Origin of the sequence: Halobacillus sp. Marseille-Q1614 (genome assembly GCF_902809865.1) — a bacterium.
In the GTDB taxonomy this organism is placed as follows: Bacteria; Bacillota; Bacilli; order Bacillales; family Halobacillaceae; genus Halobacillus_A.
In genome coordinates, this window is record NZ_CADDWH010000001.1 from 3007748 (window position 1) to 3022768 (window position 15021).

Annotated in this window: 15 protein-coding genes and 1 pseudogene; 10 read left to right on the plus strand and 6 right to left on the minus strand. The window is 42.3% G+C overall.

The genetic code is table 11. The annotated features are described in order from the left end of the window. The first annotated feature begins 104 nt into the window (after positions 1 to 104). Both HUS26_RS14990 and HUS26_RS20070 read left to right on the plus strand, forming a co-directional pair. A complete protein-coding gene (locus tag HUS26_RS14990; RefSeq protein WP_173917898.1) occupies positions 105 to 1898 on the plus strand; it encodes an LTA synthase family protein in 1794 nt (597 codons plus the stop codon). A 632-nt stretch (positions 1899 to 2530) separates the two neighbouring features. Then, positions 2531 to 2736, plus strand: a pseudogene (locus tag HUS26_RS20070) (IS5/IS1182 family transposase); the annotation flags it as partial. 174 nt (positions 2737 to 2910) lie between these two features. Here the strand turns inward: HUS26_RS20070 and HUS26_RS14995 are convergent. Continuing rightward, a complete protein-coding gene (locus HUS26_RS14995) occupies positions 2911 to 3930 on the minus strand; it encodes a Gfo/Idh/MocA family protein (protein ID WP_173917899.1) in 1020 nt (339 codons plus the stop codon). Positions 3931 to 3988: 58 nt separating this feature from the next. Further along, on the minus strand, positions 3989 to 4930 hold the full coding sequence (locus tag HUS26_RS15000; RefSeq protein ID WP_173917900.1) for an MBL fold metallo-hydrolase: 942 nt from the start codon (positions 4928 to 4930) through the stop codon (positions 3989 to 3991). 130 nt (positions 4931 to 5060) lie between these two features. Between HUS26_RS15000 and HUS26_RS15005 the strand changes: the two genes are divergently transcribed. Both HUS26_RS15005 and HUS26_RS15010 read left to right on the plus strand, forming a co-directional pair. After that, positions 5061 to 5426 carry a hypothetical protein gene (locus HUS26_RS15005; protein WP_254434217.1) on the plus strand — a complete coding sequence of 122 codons (366 nt, stop codon included), beginning with the start codon at positions 5061 to 5063 and terminating at the stop codon, positions 5424 to 5426. Between the two features lie 201 nt (positions 5427 to 5627). Then, entirely contained in the window at positions 5628 to 6998 is a 1371-nt protein-coding gene (locus HUS26_RS15010; RefSeq protein ID WP_173917901.1) for an LVIVD repeat-containing protein, read from the plus strand. Between the two features lie 48 nt (positions 6999 to 7046). Here the strand turns inward: HUS26_RS15010 and HUS26_RS15015 are convergent, their stop codons facing one another. Next, a complete protein-coding gene (locus HUS26_RS15015) occupies positions 7047 to 7235 on the minus strand; it encodes a helix-turn-helix domain-containing protein (protein WP_173917902.1) in 189 nt (62 codons plus the stop codon). A 250-nt stretch (positions 7236 to 7485) separates the two neighbouring features. On the opposite strand from HUS26_RS15015, the gene HUS26_RS15020 reads away from it, so the two are divergent. Genes HUS26_RS15020 through HUS26_RS15030 form a run of 3 tightly spaced genes read left to right on the plus strand, consistent with a single transcriptional unit; the run spans position 7486 to position 9631 of the window. Next, entirely contained in the window at positions 7486 to 7668 is a 183-nt protein-coding gene (locus HUS26_RS15020; RefSeq protein ID WP_173917903.1) for a helix-turn-helix domain-containing protein, read from the plus strand. Between the two features lie 57 nt (positions 7669 to 7725). After that, positions 7726 to 9186 (plus strand): SulP family inorganic anion transporter, encoded by a 1461-nt coding sequence (locus tag HUS26_RS15025; RefSeq protein ID WP_173917904.1) that lies wholly within the window; start codon positions 7726 to 7728, stop codon positions 9184 to 9186. Between the two features lie 22 nt (positions 9187 to 9208). Then, positions 9209 to 9631, plus strand: a complete 423-nt coding sequence (locus HUS26_RS15030; RefSeq protein ID WP_173917905.1) for a universal stress protein — start codon at positions 9209 to 9211, stop codon at positions 9629 to 9631. A gap of 223 nt (positions 9632 to 9854) precedes the next feature. Here HUS26_RS15030 and HUS26_RS15035 read toward each other — a convergent pair whose 3' ends face one another. Next, complete coding sequence (locus HUS26_RS15035) at positions 9855 to 9944, minus strand: putative holin-like toxin (RefSeq protein ID WP_254434218.1); 90 nt, start codon at positions 9942 to 9944, stop codon at positions 9855 to 9857. A 268-nt stretch (positions 9945 to 10212) separates the two neighbouring features. Between HUS26_RS15035 and HUS26_RS20290 the strand changes: the two genes are divergently transcribed. From HUS26_RS20290 to HUS26_RS15045, 3 genes are read left to right on the plus strand one after another with little or no spacing between them, the layout of a single operon-like run. Beyond that, positions 10213 to 10686: an aminotransferase class III-fold pyridoxal phosphate-dependent enzyme gene (locus tag HUS26_RS20290; RefSeq protein ID WP_371809601.1), complete on the plus strand. Its 474-nt coding sequence runs from the start codon at positions 10213 to 10215 to the stop codon at positions 10684 to 10686. Continuing rightward, the gene (locus HUS26_RS15040) at positions 10686 to 11591 is read left to right on the plus strand and encodes an aspartate aminotransferase family protein (protein WP_371809602.1); all 906 of its coding nucleotides are present in this window, start codon (positions 10686 to 10688) and stop codon (positions 11589 to 11591) included. Before HUS26_RS20290 ends, HUS26_RS15040 begins: the two co-directional genes overlap by 1 nt. A gap of 4 nt (positions 11592 to 11595) precedes the next feature. Continuing rightward, entirely contained in the window at positions 11596 to 12447 is an 852-nt protein-coding gene (locus HUS26_RS15045) for a MurR/RpiR family transcriptional regulator (RefSeq protein WP_173917906.1), read from the plus strand. 457 nt (positions 12448 to 12904) lie between these two features. Here HUS26_RS15045 and HUS26_RS15050 read toward each other — a convergent pair whose 3' ends face one another. Together HUS26_RS15050 and HUS26_RS15055 are read right to left on the minus strand one after the other, a co-directional pair. Continuing rightward, the gene (locus HUS26_RS15050) at positions 12905 to 13987 is read right to left on the minus strand and encodes an aldose epimerase family protein (protein ID WP_254434219.1); all 1083 of its coding nucleotides are present in this window, start codon (positions 13985 to 13987) and stop codon (positions 12905 to 12907) included. Beyond that, positions 13962 to 14945, minus strand: a complete 984-nt coding sequence (locus HUS26_RS15055) for an aldo/keto reductase (protein WP_173917907.1) — start codon at positions 14943 to 14945, stop codon at positions 13962 to 13964. Before HUS26_RS15055 ends, HUS26_RS15050 begins: the two co-directional genes overlap by 26 nt. Positions 14946 to 15021 lie beyond the last annotated feature (76 nt).

The window sequence follows — 15021 nt, forward strand, 5'->3', positions numbered from 1 at the left end:
GCCTCTTGTATTCTCATTTATTATCGAATACCCATCTAAATTTATGAATGATTTTCCATCTCTTCCCCCATACTATAACCACCTAGAAAAAAGGACGTGTCACGATGAAAAGAATGATCTGGTTTTCTATTTTTACGTTAGCTTCCTTTATCAAGCTTGCCAGCGTCAGTCATCATCTTCTGTCTGACTGGTCAAAAGGTGCCCTTCTCGTCTCGCTGAGCTTCTCTCTCCTTGTTTTCAGCATCATGTTTCTTTTTAGAAAATATTATTTCTGGTACGGGGCCTTGATTTCCTTAGCTGTCAGCTTCTATTGCTGGTCATCTTATTTATATATGGATTATTTTCAGACACCGCTTTCTTCTTATGTTACTTTACAGAGCTCCAATCTTTCAGGCATGTCAGAAAGCATTTTCGAACAAATGGCGTTTTGGCAGATTGTCTTTTTCATCGACGCTTTTCTTTTAACCTTATGGATCTTTTATGAAAGATATATTAGAACGTCGGGGCCGGTTATTAGCGAACGAAGTTTTAAACCATTTAGCGTTCTCGTTGTCTTCTCTCTTATCTTTTTATCTTTAAAGCCGATTTCCATGCAAGTAAGTGGAAAAGGAGATTTGTTGTTTAAAAAATACACCGCCGATTCCCATTTAAGTAACTATGGTTTGATTGGCCACCAGGCGATCGACTGGGTGGAGTTCCTTACCTCACAGCAGCTTCTTGAACTTTCTGCGGATGAAAAACAAAGCATTAACGAACTGCTGGCAAGTGAAGACTATGCGGTTCCACGGGAAGAACCGTTGATGATGCCTGGTATTTTCGAAGGGAAAAATCTGCTTTTCATTCAATTTGAGTCGCTTCAGCAGTTTGTCTTAGGAGAGAAGGTTAATGGTGAAGAAATTACCCCGAACTTAAACAAGCTTGCGTCAGGCGGCGTTTCTTTTACGAACTATTATCCGCAAACTGCAGAAGGAAACAGCTCTGACGCTGAACTGCTCGTATTAAACAGCCTTTATCCTTTGAAAGAAGGAAGCACATTCTTTCGTTATCCGGGGGCTGATTATCCATCTCTCACTAAAATATTTAAAGAAAAAGACTATACAGCGGCAGCTTTCCACGGGGATGAGGGGTCCTTCTGGAATCGGGAGGCCGTCTATCCTTCGATGGGGTTTGATCGATACTACGATATTACCGATTATAAACATGCTGAGGAAAAGTCGATTGGAATGGGACTTAGTGATGAAGCTTTTTTTGAGCAGACGGCGGATCACTTGCAGACTGTGAAGAAGCCCTATGTCGCCAGTCTGATTACGTTAACCTCCCATACTCCTTTTATAATACCTGAGGAAGAGAAAATGATCGATGTTGATGACATGAAAGGCTCTCATCTTGGGCAGTATTTCGAAAGCATCCACTATACCGATCATTATTTAGGAGAATTTATGGAGGCGATGGAAGAAAACGGCGGGCTTCAAGATACTGTTATCGTCATCTATGGAGACCATAATGGCTTGTTTAGAGAATCTAAACAGGAAGTGGAAGCATGGAAAGGGGAAGAAATTACGGAGGATCAGTGGCGCACTGATTATGTTCCTGTTCCACTCATTGTTTCGAATCCAGATATCCAAAAGCCGCTCCTCATAGATGATGTGATGGGCCAAATCGATACTGCTCCAACTCTACTCGACTGGTTTGGCTTTTCTGAAGATGCATTGGCCGGCAGCGCCCTCGGCCATAACATCAACCGCTATATCAATGAAGATGTCTTTCTATTAAGGGGAGATTACGGCGAGCGTATTGTCATTCAACAGGATGAGACGGTCACTGATTACAAGCCTCATCATTCCGAGATTCTAAATGTATCAGAACAGCTGATTAAGTCTAACTTTGCCCATCAATAAAAAACAGCCCGCCTTATGTGGCGAGTCCACTGAAAAAGTCCTTTCTCTAAAAGAGCTGTTAAAGTTTGTTGTTGATTCTCACGAATCCCTTGTCGGTGGATGCTTGCCGCGGGCACAGCCTCAGCTAACTTGGTCAAGAAGATCACTTGACCAAGTGGATCTTCGACTCGCGCTGTTCCCGCAGGCGTCACCACCGAACGCTCATCGTGGTATCAACAGAGGCCAATCTAAAAAGAGTGATTTTCTTTGATTTATAAAAGAAAGTCACTCTTTTTTCTTGTTGTCTAGGAAATTATAAAATTCCAAGCCGTGGATATATATGTTTAAAAGTGCGACATCCAGCTCCAGCGCCTAGACACTCGCGTCATAAGCCATCCGCCCTGCGGAAGGGAAGGCCACCTTCCTCCGGCCGTTTTGCTTATGCGTTTCGTGTCTACCAGGGCGCTTTAAGCCTTTGTTCTACAATGAGAGTAATACATAAAAGTGAGGGATTCGATGTTAGACCGTGAATTTAAGTCAGTACGATAAAACGGGTACGCAATACTTCTTGAGAAAATGTTTGATTGTATCGAGCTCTGGTGTGCGTCGCATCAAGGATGAGAGACTTCGACTGAATTACGCCTGTCTCAAGATGTTATAAACCTGGGGCCAAAACCAAGAGTTATTCGGTCAGCCTAAATCAGAAGGACATATGGGTCAACTCGCCTTTCAAAACAGTGAGAACTTCAAGCAAAAGGTTAAAGAACGATATAAGATTGAAGCGAAGAATAGCGAACTGAAGCATCGACACGGATGTTAGGTGGTCTCATCTTCGGGTCTCGAAGGCATGCGCATTTAAGGTACGATGGCGATTTTCACTGCTAATGTGAAATGAATCGTTAATCTTATGAAGGAATAGAGGGCACAAATCTCTTAAAATTAGAAGAAAAGCGGTCTGTTTGGAAATTAAATTCCACACAGACCGCTTTTTAAAATTCTACCTTTCACAGATCTTCAGTTTTTCAGTGGCCTCTTATCTGGCGAGGCTGTTTTTTATCGGCTGAAGATCTACTCTTCTTCCTTCTTTTTCAGAAAGAGCTGCACCTTCGTTAACTAGTGTTAAATTCAAGGCATCCTCTTTCGTTATTGTAGGCTCTTCCCCTTTTTCAATGGCGTTCACCCACTGAACGAGCGGCATTGGGAGTGATTCCATCATTTCCTCCGGCTTCACCCAGTCCTTAGTGTTTAAATGTGAGCTCTTAATACGTAATTCATTTTGTTCAATAAGTATACTTCCTTCGGTACCGTACAGCTCCAGCTGGAAAGGACTTCCCCCGGATACGAAGCTTGTTTCAAGGATCCCAAGGGTTCCGGATTCATAATCCACGATGACTGCGGCCTGATCATCAACGTCCTGATGGAAAACCGATTGCAGTCTAGCCATTACAGCTTGCGGGGTTCCTGCCAGGCGATTCGCTAAATAAATGGGATGAGCTCCTAAGTCAATAAAAGCTCCTCCTCCCGTATGCTCTCTTTCATAAAAATGCGCAGGCAGCCAGCCGTCTGGATGATCAGCGGAAGCGACAGCACCATTATGCGCCATTCGGCAGCGGACCATTGTAAGCTGCCCCAGCCAACCTTTGTCCAAAGCTTCCTGTGCATATAAATAATAGCTCTCCACCAGCCTCGGAAGAGAAACCATCAGCTGAACACCCGCTTTTTCTACTTCAGCTAAGATTTCATTACACTCTTCTACCGTTAAGGCCAGTACCTTCTCTGTAAAAATATGCTTCTTGTGCTTTGCGGCAGATACGATCACATCCTTATGGCTGATCGTTGGAGTAGTTACGATAACAGCATCAATCTCCGAGTTTAATAAGACGGTCTCTAAGTCAGGCTCAAAAGGAACTCCCAGCTCTTGTGCCCACTGATCTCCCCGTTCTTTTTCTTCATCCCAAACAGCTTCTATCGATAAATTCTGCTGCTCCTGTGCCTGTTTCGCATAATCAACAGCATGAACGTGCCATTTACTGAGTAACGCTGCTTTTATCATAATTACCACCTTCTCGTCGAAATATCATCTAAATAGGACTTGTAAACCGGCATGCGACTCAGCCCCTTTGCTTATGAAAGTAATCAGCCAATCCCATCGCACACACTTCAATGTCCAGGTTAATGACTTCATAAACAGGATGGTCATCCTCGATGGAATAGCCTTTAAGATAAGTATAAATTTTATGTTGTAAGCGTTCCTTTATTCCTTTTACACCTTCTTCACGTTCTATCGCTTCTTCCGCTGCCGATAAAAAGTCCGGAATCCATGAAACGACCTGGTCAAAAGCTGCTTCAGGTTCTTCCGACATTCCAAAATGACCAAAATAGACACGCTCCAATTCCAGCTGCTTCATCCGCTCAATCGATTGTTTCATAGCTTCAGGATCAAATTGATTCGGAGATGTCGAAGGTAAATAGAATGTCACGCCTTCTATTTGATGGTAACGAATACCCGCTGTATCTCCTGTGAACACACCTTTGCTTACAGGGTCATAAATTCCGATGTGGTGTTTGGCATGACCGGGTGTATCTAAAAATGAGAGCGTACAGTCGGGCCCAATCTCCAGTGCACCGTCATCCTCCTTAATGATCAGCTTTTCGTCGGGAATAGGAACAATCGGATCAAATAAACGATCGAAATCATCCCCATACACCGCACGTGCACCCTCAATCAACCGGGACGGGTCCGCCATATGCCGTCTTCCCCTCGGATGAACAATGACTTCTGCCTGCGGACATTCTTTCAATAACAGTCCGGCTCCCCCGGCATGGTCTAAATGGATATGAGTTAAAATAATATAGCGGACGTCTTTCACATCGAGACTCAAATCTTTTAACCCTTCCAAAATTCGCGGAACTGACATGCTCGGTCCTGTTTCAACCAGCGTCAACTGCTCCTCTTCGATAACATATGTACCTGTCCGCCCAGGGACTCCCAGATCAAAGCCGTCAATTAAATGAATCCGCTTTCCTAAATCGATAGGTGCTCTCTTTTCCATAACTTCACCTCATGTTCTTTTCTTTCAAGTGTACTAAAAGATGGGGAAAATTGTAAGGAATACTAATTAACTATTCGGTTGTCACACTTCTGAACTGGGTGCGTATCATGGTTTTGAGGAGTTGATGAGCATGATAGATGCACGGAATAACTATAATTATCAAAACGCGCAAGTAAAGCCTACTCATGAGGACGTAAACAAGCATAAATTTTATCACGTCATGGTTTCTATGGAAGACGGTTCTTCGTTTGATGGGATCATTACGGATGTAAATGATGATGACGTTACTGTTCTCATGGGGGAAGAAGTCATGGTCGATGAGAACGGAAATGAAACCAACGGGGAAAGCAGACAGTTTTATCCTTATGGCTATGGAGGCTGGAGAGCCCGTCGTTTCAGAAGAGCCGTTTTTCCATTAGCAGCGCTGACGGCCCTTGCTCTCTATCCATACGCGGCACCGTTTTATCCTTATTATCCGTACTATCCTTACTACTAAATGGAAGAGAGGGGGCCCTCCCTCTTTTTTTGCGGATTAATTAGGTCGAAATAAGGGTGTAAAATGATTGGACAGGGTAATCTTACATAAGGTTTTCACAAAAGTATTACGAGTTTCGAATTATTTTTTCTGAAAATTAATGATTATAAACCTGACCTATGATACCGTTATATGGAAACAATTTGAATTGGAGGAAATTAAATGAACAAAAAGCTTCTCTTACGTACAACTCTGACGGGAGCCCTCGCTTTCTCACTATTTACGCCCACCGCTTTCGCCCATGACATGCTTGATGGGACAGGCATCAATAAAGGATCTCATGAAGCAGACTTAAATGATATTCCGAAAATTGAAGGATCAAAAAATCTATCCAGCTGGAGTGAAGCAGCTGCGGTTCAATTAAAAAAATATGACGGAGTACAAAACAATACAGCAGACGTGTATGCTTACAAAGGGTATGCCTATGTCGGTACCCATACAGCTTCCGGCGGAGAGGGAGGAGTACGGATTTTTGATTTAAAAGATCCTTCCCATCCCGTTGAAATAGCTAAATTTGCGGATGATATTCCTGGGACCTGGCAGGAAAAAGTCATTGTAAAATCCGTCAATACTCCGGAATTTAAAGGGGAATTAGCGGTAGTCAGCGTACAGCAGTTAGATAGAAGTAACCCGGCCTCTCAAGGCGGTTTCCTCCTCTATGATGTTTCCGATCCACATAATCCTGAAAAGCTTGGATTCTGGGAAATGGACAAGCGCGTCCCTGGAACTCACGAACTATACTTAACGATTCAAGACGGTAAACCATTTGTTTTATCAGCTAACCCTTATGCTGACTATTACACTCATGGAGAAGAAAAAGACTTCGCTTTAGTCGACGTCTCTAATCCAGCTGAACCGAAAACGATCTATGAATTTGACCCTCGTATTCTTCCGGAAGTCTCAGAAGACTTTAACGGATACCACTGGAATTCTCCAGATGGAAAAACACGCCCTGTATTTAACCACAGCGCCATGGCCAGCAATAACGGGGACACAGCGCTGCTATCCTTCTGGGATTTAGGAACAATTATCCTTGATATTTCCGATCCATACGATGTGAAATATCAAGGCCGTACAGATTATGCTCCTAAAGTTCAAGGCGCCGCTCACTCTGCTGCTTTAGCTCAAGGCGGCAATGTCTTAATTGAAACTAGAGAGGTGTATAACCCTGTTAAAGAGGGATATGAAGAATCTTACGGCTATACGAGAATCTTTGATATTAAAGATCCAACCAACCCGAAAGAATTAAGCACGTTTAAGACGGACTTAGTCGATAACGTAGAGGACGGCGTTACATTTGCCAACACAGTACACGATCCGAAAGTCCAGGGCAACACGCTTTACCTGTCCCACTATGCCGGAGGATTATTTGCTGTTGATATTACTGATCCAGCTAATCCTGTACAAACAGGACAATATCAGCCTAAAGATGCTTACTTCTGGGGCGTAGATGTAAATAGAAACTACGTTTTAGCTTCGGATATGGGAAATGGACTAAAAGTATTGTTGAAAAATAACGGCGATCAGAAGTAATAGAATATTAAAAAGCTGTCCCCGCAATTGGCGGGGACAGCTTTTTTGTTACAGTTCTTCTCCATGTTCTAATTTAGAAATAAGAACACTTAAATCCTCTTTTTTAACCCTCCAATGGCTGCCAATCTTAAAGCCTGGAATTCTTCCATTTTGGACGAGTTTATATGTGGTCATTTCACTAATTTGCAAATACTCGGCTACCTGGGCTATTGTCATGATTTCACGGTTCTGCTCCATCAAACCTTCCTCAAATTATGTCTTACTTCTAGTTTAGCGTATCCATCCGCTTTCTCAAATGAAGAAAAACCAAAAATTTTTGTAAGCGCTGCCCCTTACATCCCTCAACGAATTCAAGTTTATTAGTATTAATCTAATAGAAAAAAAGGCATTGCATTATCTTCACCCCTCTTATATTCTATTATAGTCGGTTATAACTCATTATAATGATTGCTCCTTTTTTATAAGGGGTTTCTATGGAGGAATAAAAATGGAACGCGAAATTATGACAGTTTCACAGGTGGCAGACTATTTGCAGCTTAGTGAGATGACAACTTATAAATTAGTTCAAAAAGGCACAATCCCAGCTTTCAAAATTGGAAGTCACTGGCGCGTTAAGAAAGATGACTTAAACGAATGTATTGAACGATTGAAACAAGGCGAACGTCTATAAAGCGGCTGCTGTGAGAGTCGGCAGTCGAAGAATATTTTTAAAAGAAAGAGGTTGAATATGTTTACAACAAGCTTAAAAGAACAATGGTTTGGTAATGTGAAGGGAGATATCCTGGCAGGCATAGTCGTAGCACTGGCACTCATCCCTGAAGCAATTGCTTTCTCTATTATTGCTGGTGTGGACCCTATGGTAGGATTGTATGCTTCCTTCTGTATTGCTGTGGTAATTGCTTTTGTCGGCGGGCGTCCGGGCATGATCTCCGCTGCTACTGGAGCCATGGCTCTAGTCATGATTACACTTGTAGCTGAGCACGGACTTGAATATATGCTCGCCGCTACAATCCTGACGGGTGTCCTGCAAATTTTATTTGGAGTGTTTAAGCTTGCCCGTTTTATGAAATTCATTCCAAGATCCGTAATGGTCGGCTTTGTAAATGCACTGGCGATTTTAATCTTCACTTCACAGCTTCAGCACTTTGTAGATGAAACATGGATTATCTATGTATTAGTAGGAATAACATTAGCTATCATTTATTTATTTCCATTAGTAAATAAGACGATCCCATCGCCTTTAGTTGCCATTATCGCAGTTTCGTTTATAGCGATATATATGAACGCTGGTGTTCGAAATGTAGGAGATATGGGTGAGCTTACTCAATCGCTTCCTATCTTTGCACTTCCTAATATTCCAATAAACTTGGAAACATTAATGATCATATTACCCTACTCCCTGGCACTTACGATTGTTGGTTTACTTGAGTCATTGTTAACAGCATCTATCGTTGATGATATGACCGATACAGAGAGTAATAAAAATCAGGAAAGCCGCGGACAGGGTATGGCGAACATCGTCGCCGGTTTCTTCGGCGGGATGGCCGGCTGTGCGATGATCGGCCAATCGGTTATTAACGTGAAGTCCGGCGGCCGCGGGCGTTTATCCGCACTTGTCGCAGGTGTATTTCTCATGTTCTTAATTATTGCCCTGGGAAACGTAGTAGTACAAATTCCTATGGCTGCATTAGCAGGTGTCATGATTATGGTTTCCATTGGGACATTTGACTGGAGTTCTTTAACGAACATTCATCGTGTTCCAAAAACAGACGCTGCCGTTATGATTGTAACGGTTGCCACCGTGGTTTATACCCACAACCTGGCATATGGCGTTCTGGCAGGCGTGGTACTGAGCATGATCTTCTTTGCCGTAAAAATCTCTAAAGTACGTGTACTGCAGCTGTATGTGAATGAAGGCAGAAAGAAAATTTATTATGTACAAGGCCAATTATTCTTTGCCTCAGTTACAGACTTTTTAGCTTCTATCAATTTTAAAGATAATGTAGAAGAAGTCGAAATCGATCTCACCCAGTCTCATTTATGGGATGATTCAGCTATTGGAGCCTTAGACAGCTTAGAAGCTAAATTTGAACAGCAAGGAATTCAAGTGAGGTTTAAAGGGTTAAACGGAGAAAGCTCCCGCCTCTTAAACAAACTAGGCGGGGTTTCTAAAAGTGCGGGCCACTAAAATTTTATAAAGGAGAACTTGTATGTTTACTAAAATTTTGCTGGCCACTGATGGATCCGAGCATTCTCAGCGCGCCATCGAACAAACCATAAAAATGGTGAATCCTTATAAAGAGCAAGTAGAAATTGAACTCGTCTATTCTGTAGATGGAGATGGTTCGAAAAGTGATATATTAAAGTACGGAGATGCGGATACAGCGACGATTAAAAGAAAAGAAAGATTTCTTGAAACCATTCAAAACATTGAATCTAATGGAATTGAAGCAAATATTATGATTCTGCATGGTGAACCTGCTGAAACAATTATTTCTTACGCGAATGAAAGAGCCTATGATTGTGTTGTCGTCGGAAGCCGCGGCAGAAACAAGTTTCAGACTCTTATGCTCGGCAGTGTCAGCCATAAATTAATGAAATATATTAAAGCACCTGTAATGGTTGTTAAATAAAAAAGAACTTTCGAGAAAGCATCGTCATTCGACGATCCTTTTTGTTTAAACCCACACGATTGTGGTAAAAAAGTAATAAGCATGGTATTATACTATGTAGAAGGACATACAATAAAAAAGGCCGCAGCTGCAACTGCGACCTCTAGATAATGATTCCCCCAGGGGATCAGCTATTCATCGAAAATAGGCCTCTCCCGATCAACTGTCAGGTTAATAGGGAGGTCTATTTTTTATTGATCATTTCAATGATCAATGCGAGCAATGCAATCAAAAACGTTCCAAACGTCAACATGATTGTCAGAACTTCATACATGCTAATAGGCATCACCCCCTTACATCACGGGGTTAGCCGACCACCCTAAAAGGAATATTATCTGCTTATTATTGTACCATACTATTCTTTAGAATCCTACCCAAAAAGAGAACATACGTTCCCGTTTTGAGGTTTTTTATAGAAAGGTGGACTATGGGCTGATCTAATCACAGATAATTCTTCATAAATAAAGAACCAGGTGCATGTTGAAATAAATATTTCACGTGTTATAATTCTACGAAATAATCATTTCAACAGGAGGTTCATTATGCCAAATGAACAATTTACTCAGAAATCGAAAAAGTCGGCTGAGTTATACAAAGAAGCTGCTGACGTCATTCCCGGTGGAGTAACAGCCAATATTAAACACTTCCCGCCTTATCCACTTATGATGGAGAAGGGCACAGACAGTCGTTTATATGATGTAGACGGTAATGAGTATGTCGACTATCTGCTATGTTATGGAGCATTAATTGCAGGACATGGGCACCCCGATGTACTAGATGCAATTTCCAGACAGTTAAAAGAATCAGGCACAACTATCTTTGGCACCCCCCATCGATTAGAGACCAAAATGGCTGAAAAGCTTGTTGATTTGTACCCTGGTATTGAAATGGTCCGTTACACAAATTCCGGTTTAGAAGCAACGCTGCTGGCTATCCGAATGGCCGCCGCTTACACAGGAAAAAATAAAATTGCCAAGTTTGAAGGTCACTATCACGGAGGTTATGATCAAGTCTAGTGAGCATCAATCCACCGTTAGACCAAGCCGGCAGCCGTGAAGCTCCGAATGCAATAAGCGAATCTAGCGGAATGCCGGAAGAAATCGCAGCGAACACAGTGATCCTTCCATTTAATGATTTACCAGCTGCTGAAAAATTATTGAGGGAACATGCAGATGAATTGTCGGCCATAGTATTAGAACCTGTCCAGGGCGGGTTCATTCCCGCTGACCAGGATTTCATGGAAGGCTTACGTACGATTTCAGAAGAACTGGGAATTCTGCTTATTTTCGATGAAGTCAAATCAGGCTTTAGATTAGGTCTTGGCGGAGCTCAAGAGATATACGGCGTTAAACCAGATATTACAGCATTAGGAAAAGTGCTTGGAGGCGGCTTTCCAATCGGGGCTGTCGGAGGTAAAAAAGAAATTATGATGGTCAGCGCACCCGATCAAGGACGCGATATTTTAACAGCCGGGAAAACTGACGCTTCTAAACAGGACGTTCTATTTCACAGCGGCACTTATAATGGCCACCCTACCATCCTTACCGCAGGGCTTGCGACCATCCGTCTCTTAGAACAAGAGGAAACGATGGAAGATTTAATTACAATAACCCGCAAGCTGAGAGAAGATCTTGAGCAATTATATGAGAGCTTTAATATTCCGATGCAGACCTTAGGAATGGGAAGTATTTTTAATATCGTTCTTTCTGACGATCCCATCAAGAATTATCGTGATATGGACCAGGCCGATACCGATCTGCGTAAAAAAATTGACTATGAGCTGCTAAACCAGGGTGTATATATTAAGCCGTTAAACCGATACTCTCTATCGATCGTTCATACAGAAGAAGACATTAACCAGACGGTTGCTGCCCATAGAGAAGCTTTAAAAAAAGTACTAAACCATAGCTTAAGGAGTTAAAGCCATGAAAGATATTTACCAGACAATTGCAGAAAAAAGGCCCTCTATGAGTAAATCTCATTTGAAGGTAGCCAATTATATTTTAGATAACCGCTCAACCGTTCCATTCTTTACTGTTGGGAAATTAGCCGAGCTTACCGGGGTGAGTGATGCTACTGTTTTTCGTTTTGCCACAACTCTTGGTTTTTCCGGCTACAATGAGCTTCAGCAATATTTGCAAGACTCTATGCACACACAGTTAACAGCCCAGGAAAGAATGAAAATGTCTAATGAGATCTACCACACGGAAGATGAAAAAGGAGTTTACGAAATCTTTCAGGATGATATCGCAAATATCCAATCATCTTTTGAAAAACTTGATTTAGCTTCCTTTAAAAAGTCTGTACAATTGATGCTTGATGCTCGAAAAATATATATTGTGGCAAACCGCAGCACACGGTCGTTAGGCCTGTTTATGCACCATTACCTTCACCTTATTATGGAGGACGCTGAATTAATCAGAACGGCAGATGAGGCGGCAGAAAAATTTCTTAAGGCTTCAGAGAAAGACTTAGTCATCGGTCTCAGTTTTTCTCGTTATTCGAAAAAGACCATTGATATCTTTTCTTTTGCTAAAGAGAAAGGCATTAAAACGATAGCGATCACGGATAATTCCTTTTCTCCTTTACTTCCTGGAACAGAAGCAGCTCTCACGGTTTCTACTCAAATGCCGTCGTTCATTGATTCTTATACGGCCCCTTTAAGCTTAATTAATGCGTTGATCAATTATATTGGCAGAGCGAAAGAAGAAAAGCTTACCGGTCGATTGGATCAGTTGGAGAAGACATGGGAAAAATTTGATACCTTCTACAAATAGGTTAAAAAGACAGAGATATTCTCTGGCTCAGCGTGTGGAGAAACCCCTGGTTTTCCGCAAGCTTTTTTCTTGCCGCCAGGAGCGAAGCCCCCTTCCCTTTCCGCGGACGAGCGCCCGAGCTTCCTCACGAAACCCACGCTCGGCGATCTCGGCTCACTCGTTCTTCCGCAGGAGTGGAAGGGTCCTCGATCCTTGGAAGTTTCTTAAGACAGAAAAAGACTCTCCTCCACCCAGCTCACTCTAGATAGATGGAATGAATTCTTAAAAAAAATCCTTGATAGCAGAATTTCTCTCTTACTGAACGCTGAGCTGCCCATAATAGTTAAGGGCAGCTCAGCGTTTCGCCCATGGAAAGCGAATCGGTGCCCTTTGCTGTATCCGATCCTTTGAAAGAAAAGTCGGTCGTCTAAAAAGCATGAGATTTCTCTACAAGCTGACAGTATGGTCACTCTGTCTGTTAAAACGTATCAAAAGTAAAAATAGTCTGCTTGGCATAAGGCTGATCAGCTTTTAATTCTACAGATGGAAACCCTTCGTGATGTAGAGAAGCAGGAGAAGCCTGTGTCTCAAAGCAGACGCCTAAGTGCTTCTTAGAACTCCCTTCACTCAGCTCAAGCTCATCACTCATTTGATTCCCGCTATACATCACGACACCAGGCTGATCGGTGTGGATGGTAAGGCGCCGCCCGCTCTCTTTTTCTGTTACAACGATTACTTCCTCTTCTGCCTCCTGGAAAATAAAATAGTGATCGTAGCCTCCGCCGGCTATCAGATTTTGCTTATCTTCAGAGCTAATACCTTCTTTCAGCTTTCGACCTCTACGAAAATCAAATGACGATTGTTCAGCGTTCAGGATTTTCCCCGTTGGAATCAGCTGCTCGTCTAACTCTACATATCGTTCACTTTTCATTGTAACGACATGATTGTGTACCGTGCGCTTTAATCTACCGCTTAAATTGAAATAAGAATGGTTCGTAAGCGTCAATGGTGTCGTTTGATCACTCTTCGCCTGATAATCAATAACCAACTGATTGTCATTCGTCAGTGAATACGTAATTCGCACCGTTAAATTACCAGGATATCCATCCTGCTCTGCAAGGAACCTCTGGCTGAGGACTAACCCGACACTTTTTGAAGTTTGAAAAGGTTCTGCGTTCCACAATACTTGGTGGAATCCTTGGGAGCCTCCATGAAGGTGGTTCGCACCGTCATTAGCCTCAAGCAGATAATTCTTGCCTTCCCACTGGAAGGATGACTTTTCGATTCGGCCGGCTACTCTTCCAATAAGAGCACCAAAAAAGTTGGAATCGGACTTATAATCTTTTAAATCCTTATAACCAAGGACGATATTCTCGAGTTGTCCATGTCGATCCGGAGCGAGCAGACGAGTAATAATTCCGCCATAATTTAAGATGGAAACCTCCATGCCCTTCTCGTTCTTTAAATGATAATGCTTCCACCCATCTCCTAACTTTATTACTTCAAGATTCATTTTACTGCGGCCAAGCTTTGGATTAGTAGACTCCTCGTATATGCTCATGAACTTCACCCTTATAAAAGTTTTTTAATTTTGCTAATTCGTTATCTGTAAAACTTGGAACATCAATGGCTTTTAAGTTATCTTCCACCTGCCCGACATTCTTAAAGCCCGGGATGACGCTCGTTATTGCTTCCTGCTGCATAATCCACTTTAAAGCTGCTCTCGTCATATTTCCTCTATCCTGAGCGATCCATTCCAGTTTCCGGCTTAGTTCTACGCCTTTTTGAAATTCTAGTCCTCCGAATGTTTCCCCTACGTTAAAAGCATCACCGTTACGATTAAAATGGCGGTGATCACTCTCTTCAAATTGATGGTCTTCATTAAATTTCCCTGTTAACAGTCCGCTGGCGAGAGGGACGCGGGCAAGAATTCCCACTTGTTTTTCCTGAGCTTTAGGAAGCAGCTCCTCCAGGGGCTTTTGGCGGAAAATATTAAAGATAATCTGCAGTGCACTCGCATTTGTGTGATTAAGTACAAACAGGCCTTCTTCTACCGTTTCGACGCTCACGCCGTAATACCTTATTTTTCCCCGGTCTTTTAATTTCTCTAATACTTCAAAAACCGAACCTTCTTTCATGATTTCAAAAGGAGGACAGTGGATTTGATATAAGTCAATCTGATCTCGATTTAACCGCTTGAGGCTTCTCTCTACATACTCGGTAACGGCTTCTTCTGAGTAATTCGCCGGGTCTTCAATGTCTCCCTGACGACAAAATTTAGTCGCTATGTAGACTTGGTCTTCTTTTCCTTTGGTCGCTTGAGCAAGGAGTTCCTCACTATGCCCCATTCCATAAACATCAGCCGTATCAAAAAAGTTAACACCCTGATCCATCGCGTATTCTAAGGCTTCTAGCGATTTCTGATCATCTGTTTTTCCCCAGTTTCCTCCAATTGCCCATGTCCCAAAGCTCAACTCACTAATTTTCATATCCGTTTTACCAAATTGATTGTATTTCACTCTTCTCCCGCCTCCCTATTATAGAAGAAGGCTGTCCACTTGAGTACAGCCTTCTTCTTTTATAATGTTAACGATA

What these genes read in the sequence shown, in the direction of transcription:
- HUS26_RS15045 (WP_173917906.1), top strand. Translation starts at nt 11,596, where the DNA reads ATGAAAGATATTTACCAGACAATTGCAGAAAAAAGGCCCTCTATGAGT.
- HUS26_RS15010 (WP_173917901.1), top strand. Translation starts at nt 5,628, where the DNA reads ATGAACAAAAAGCTTCTCTTACGTACAACTCTGACGGGAGCCCTCGCT.
- HUS26_RS20290 (WP_371809601.1), top strand. Translation starts at nt 10,213, where the DNA reads ATGCCAAATGAACAATTTACTCAGAAATCGAAAAAGTCGGCTGAGTTA.
- HUS26_RS15000 (WP_173917900.1), bottom strand. Translation starts at nt 4,930, where the DNA reads ATGGAAAAGAGAGCACCTATCGATTTAGGAAAGCGGATTCATTTAATT.
- HUS26_RS15050 (WP_254434219.1), bottom strand. Translation starts at nt 13,987, where the DNA reads ATGAGCATATACGAGGAGTCTACTAATCCAAAGCTTGGCCGCAGTAAA.
- HUS26_RS15015 (WP_173917902.1), bottom strand. Translation starts at nt 7,235, where the DNA reads ATGGAGCAGAACCGTGAAATCATGACAATAGCCCAGGTAGCCGAGTAT.
- HUS26_RS15020 (WP_173917903.1), top strand. Translation starts at nt 7,486, where the DNA reads ATGGAACGCGAAATTATGACAGTTTCACAGGTGGCAGACTATTTGCAG.
- HUS26_RS15030 (WP_173917905.1), top strand. Translation starts at nt 9,209, where the DNA reads ATGTTTACTAAAATTTTGCTGGCCACTGATGGATCCGAGCATTCTCAG.
- HUS26_RS14995 (WP_173917899.1), bottom strand. Translation starts at nt 3,930, where the DNA reads ATGATAAAAGCAGCGTTACTCAGTAAATGGCACGTTCATGCTGTTGAT.
- HUS26_RS15035 (WP_254434218.1), bottom strand. Translation starts at nt 9,944, where the DNA reads ATGTATGAAGTTCTGACAATCATGTTGACGTTTGGAACGTTTTTGATT.
- HUS26_RS15005 (WP_254434217.1), top strand. Translation starts at nt 5,061, where the DNA reads ATGATAGATGCACGGAATAACTATAATTATCAAAACGCGCAAGTAAAG.
- HUS26_RS15025 (WP_173917904.1), top strand. Translation starts at nt 7,726, where the DNA reads ATGTTTACAACAAGCTTAAAAGAACAATGGTTTGGTAATGTGAAGGGA.
- HUS26_RS14990 (WP_173917898.1), top strand. Translation starts at nt 105, where the DNA reads ATGAAAAGAATGATCTGGTTTTCTATTTTTACGTTAGCTTCCTTTATC.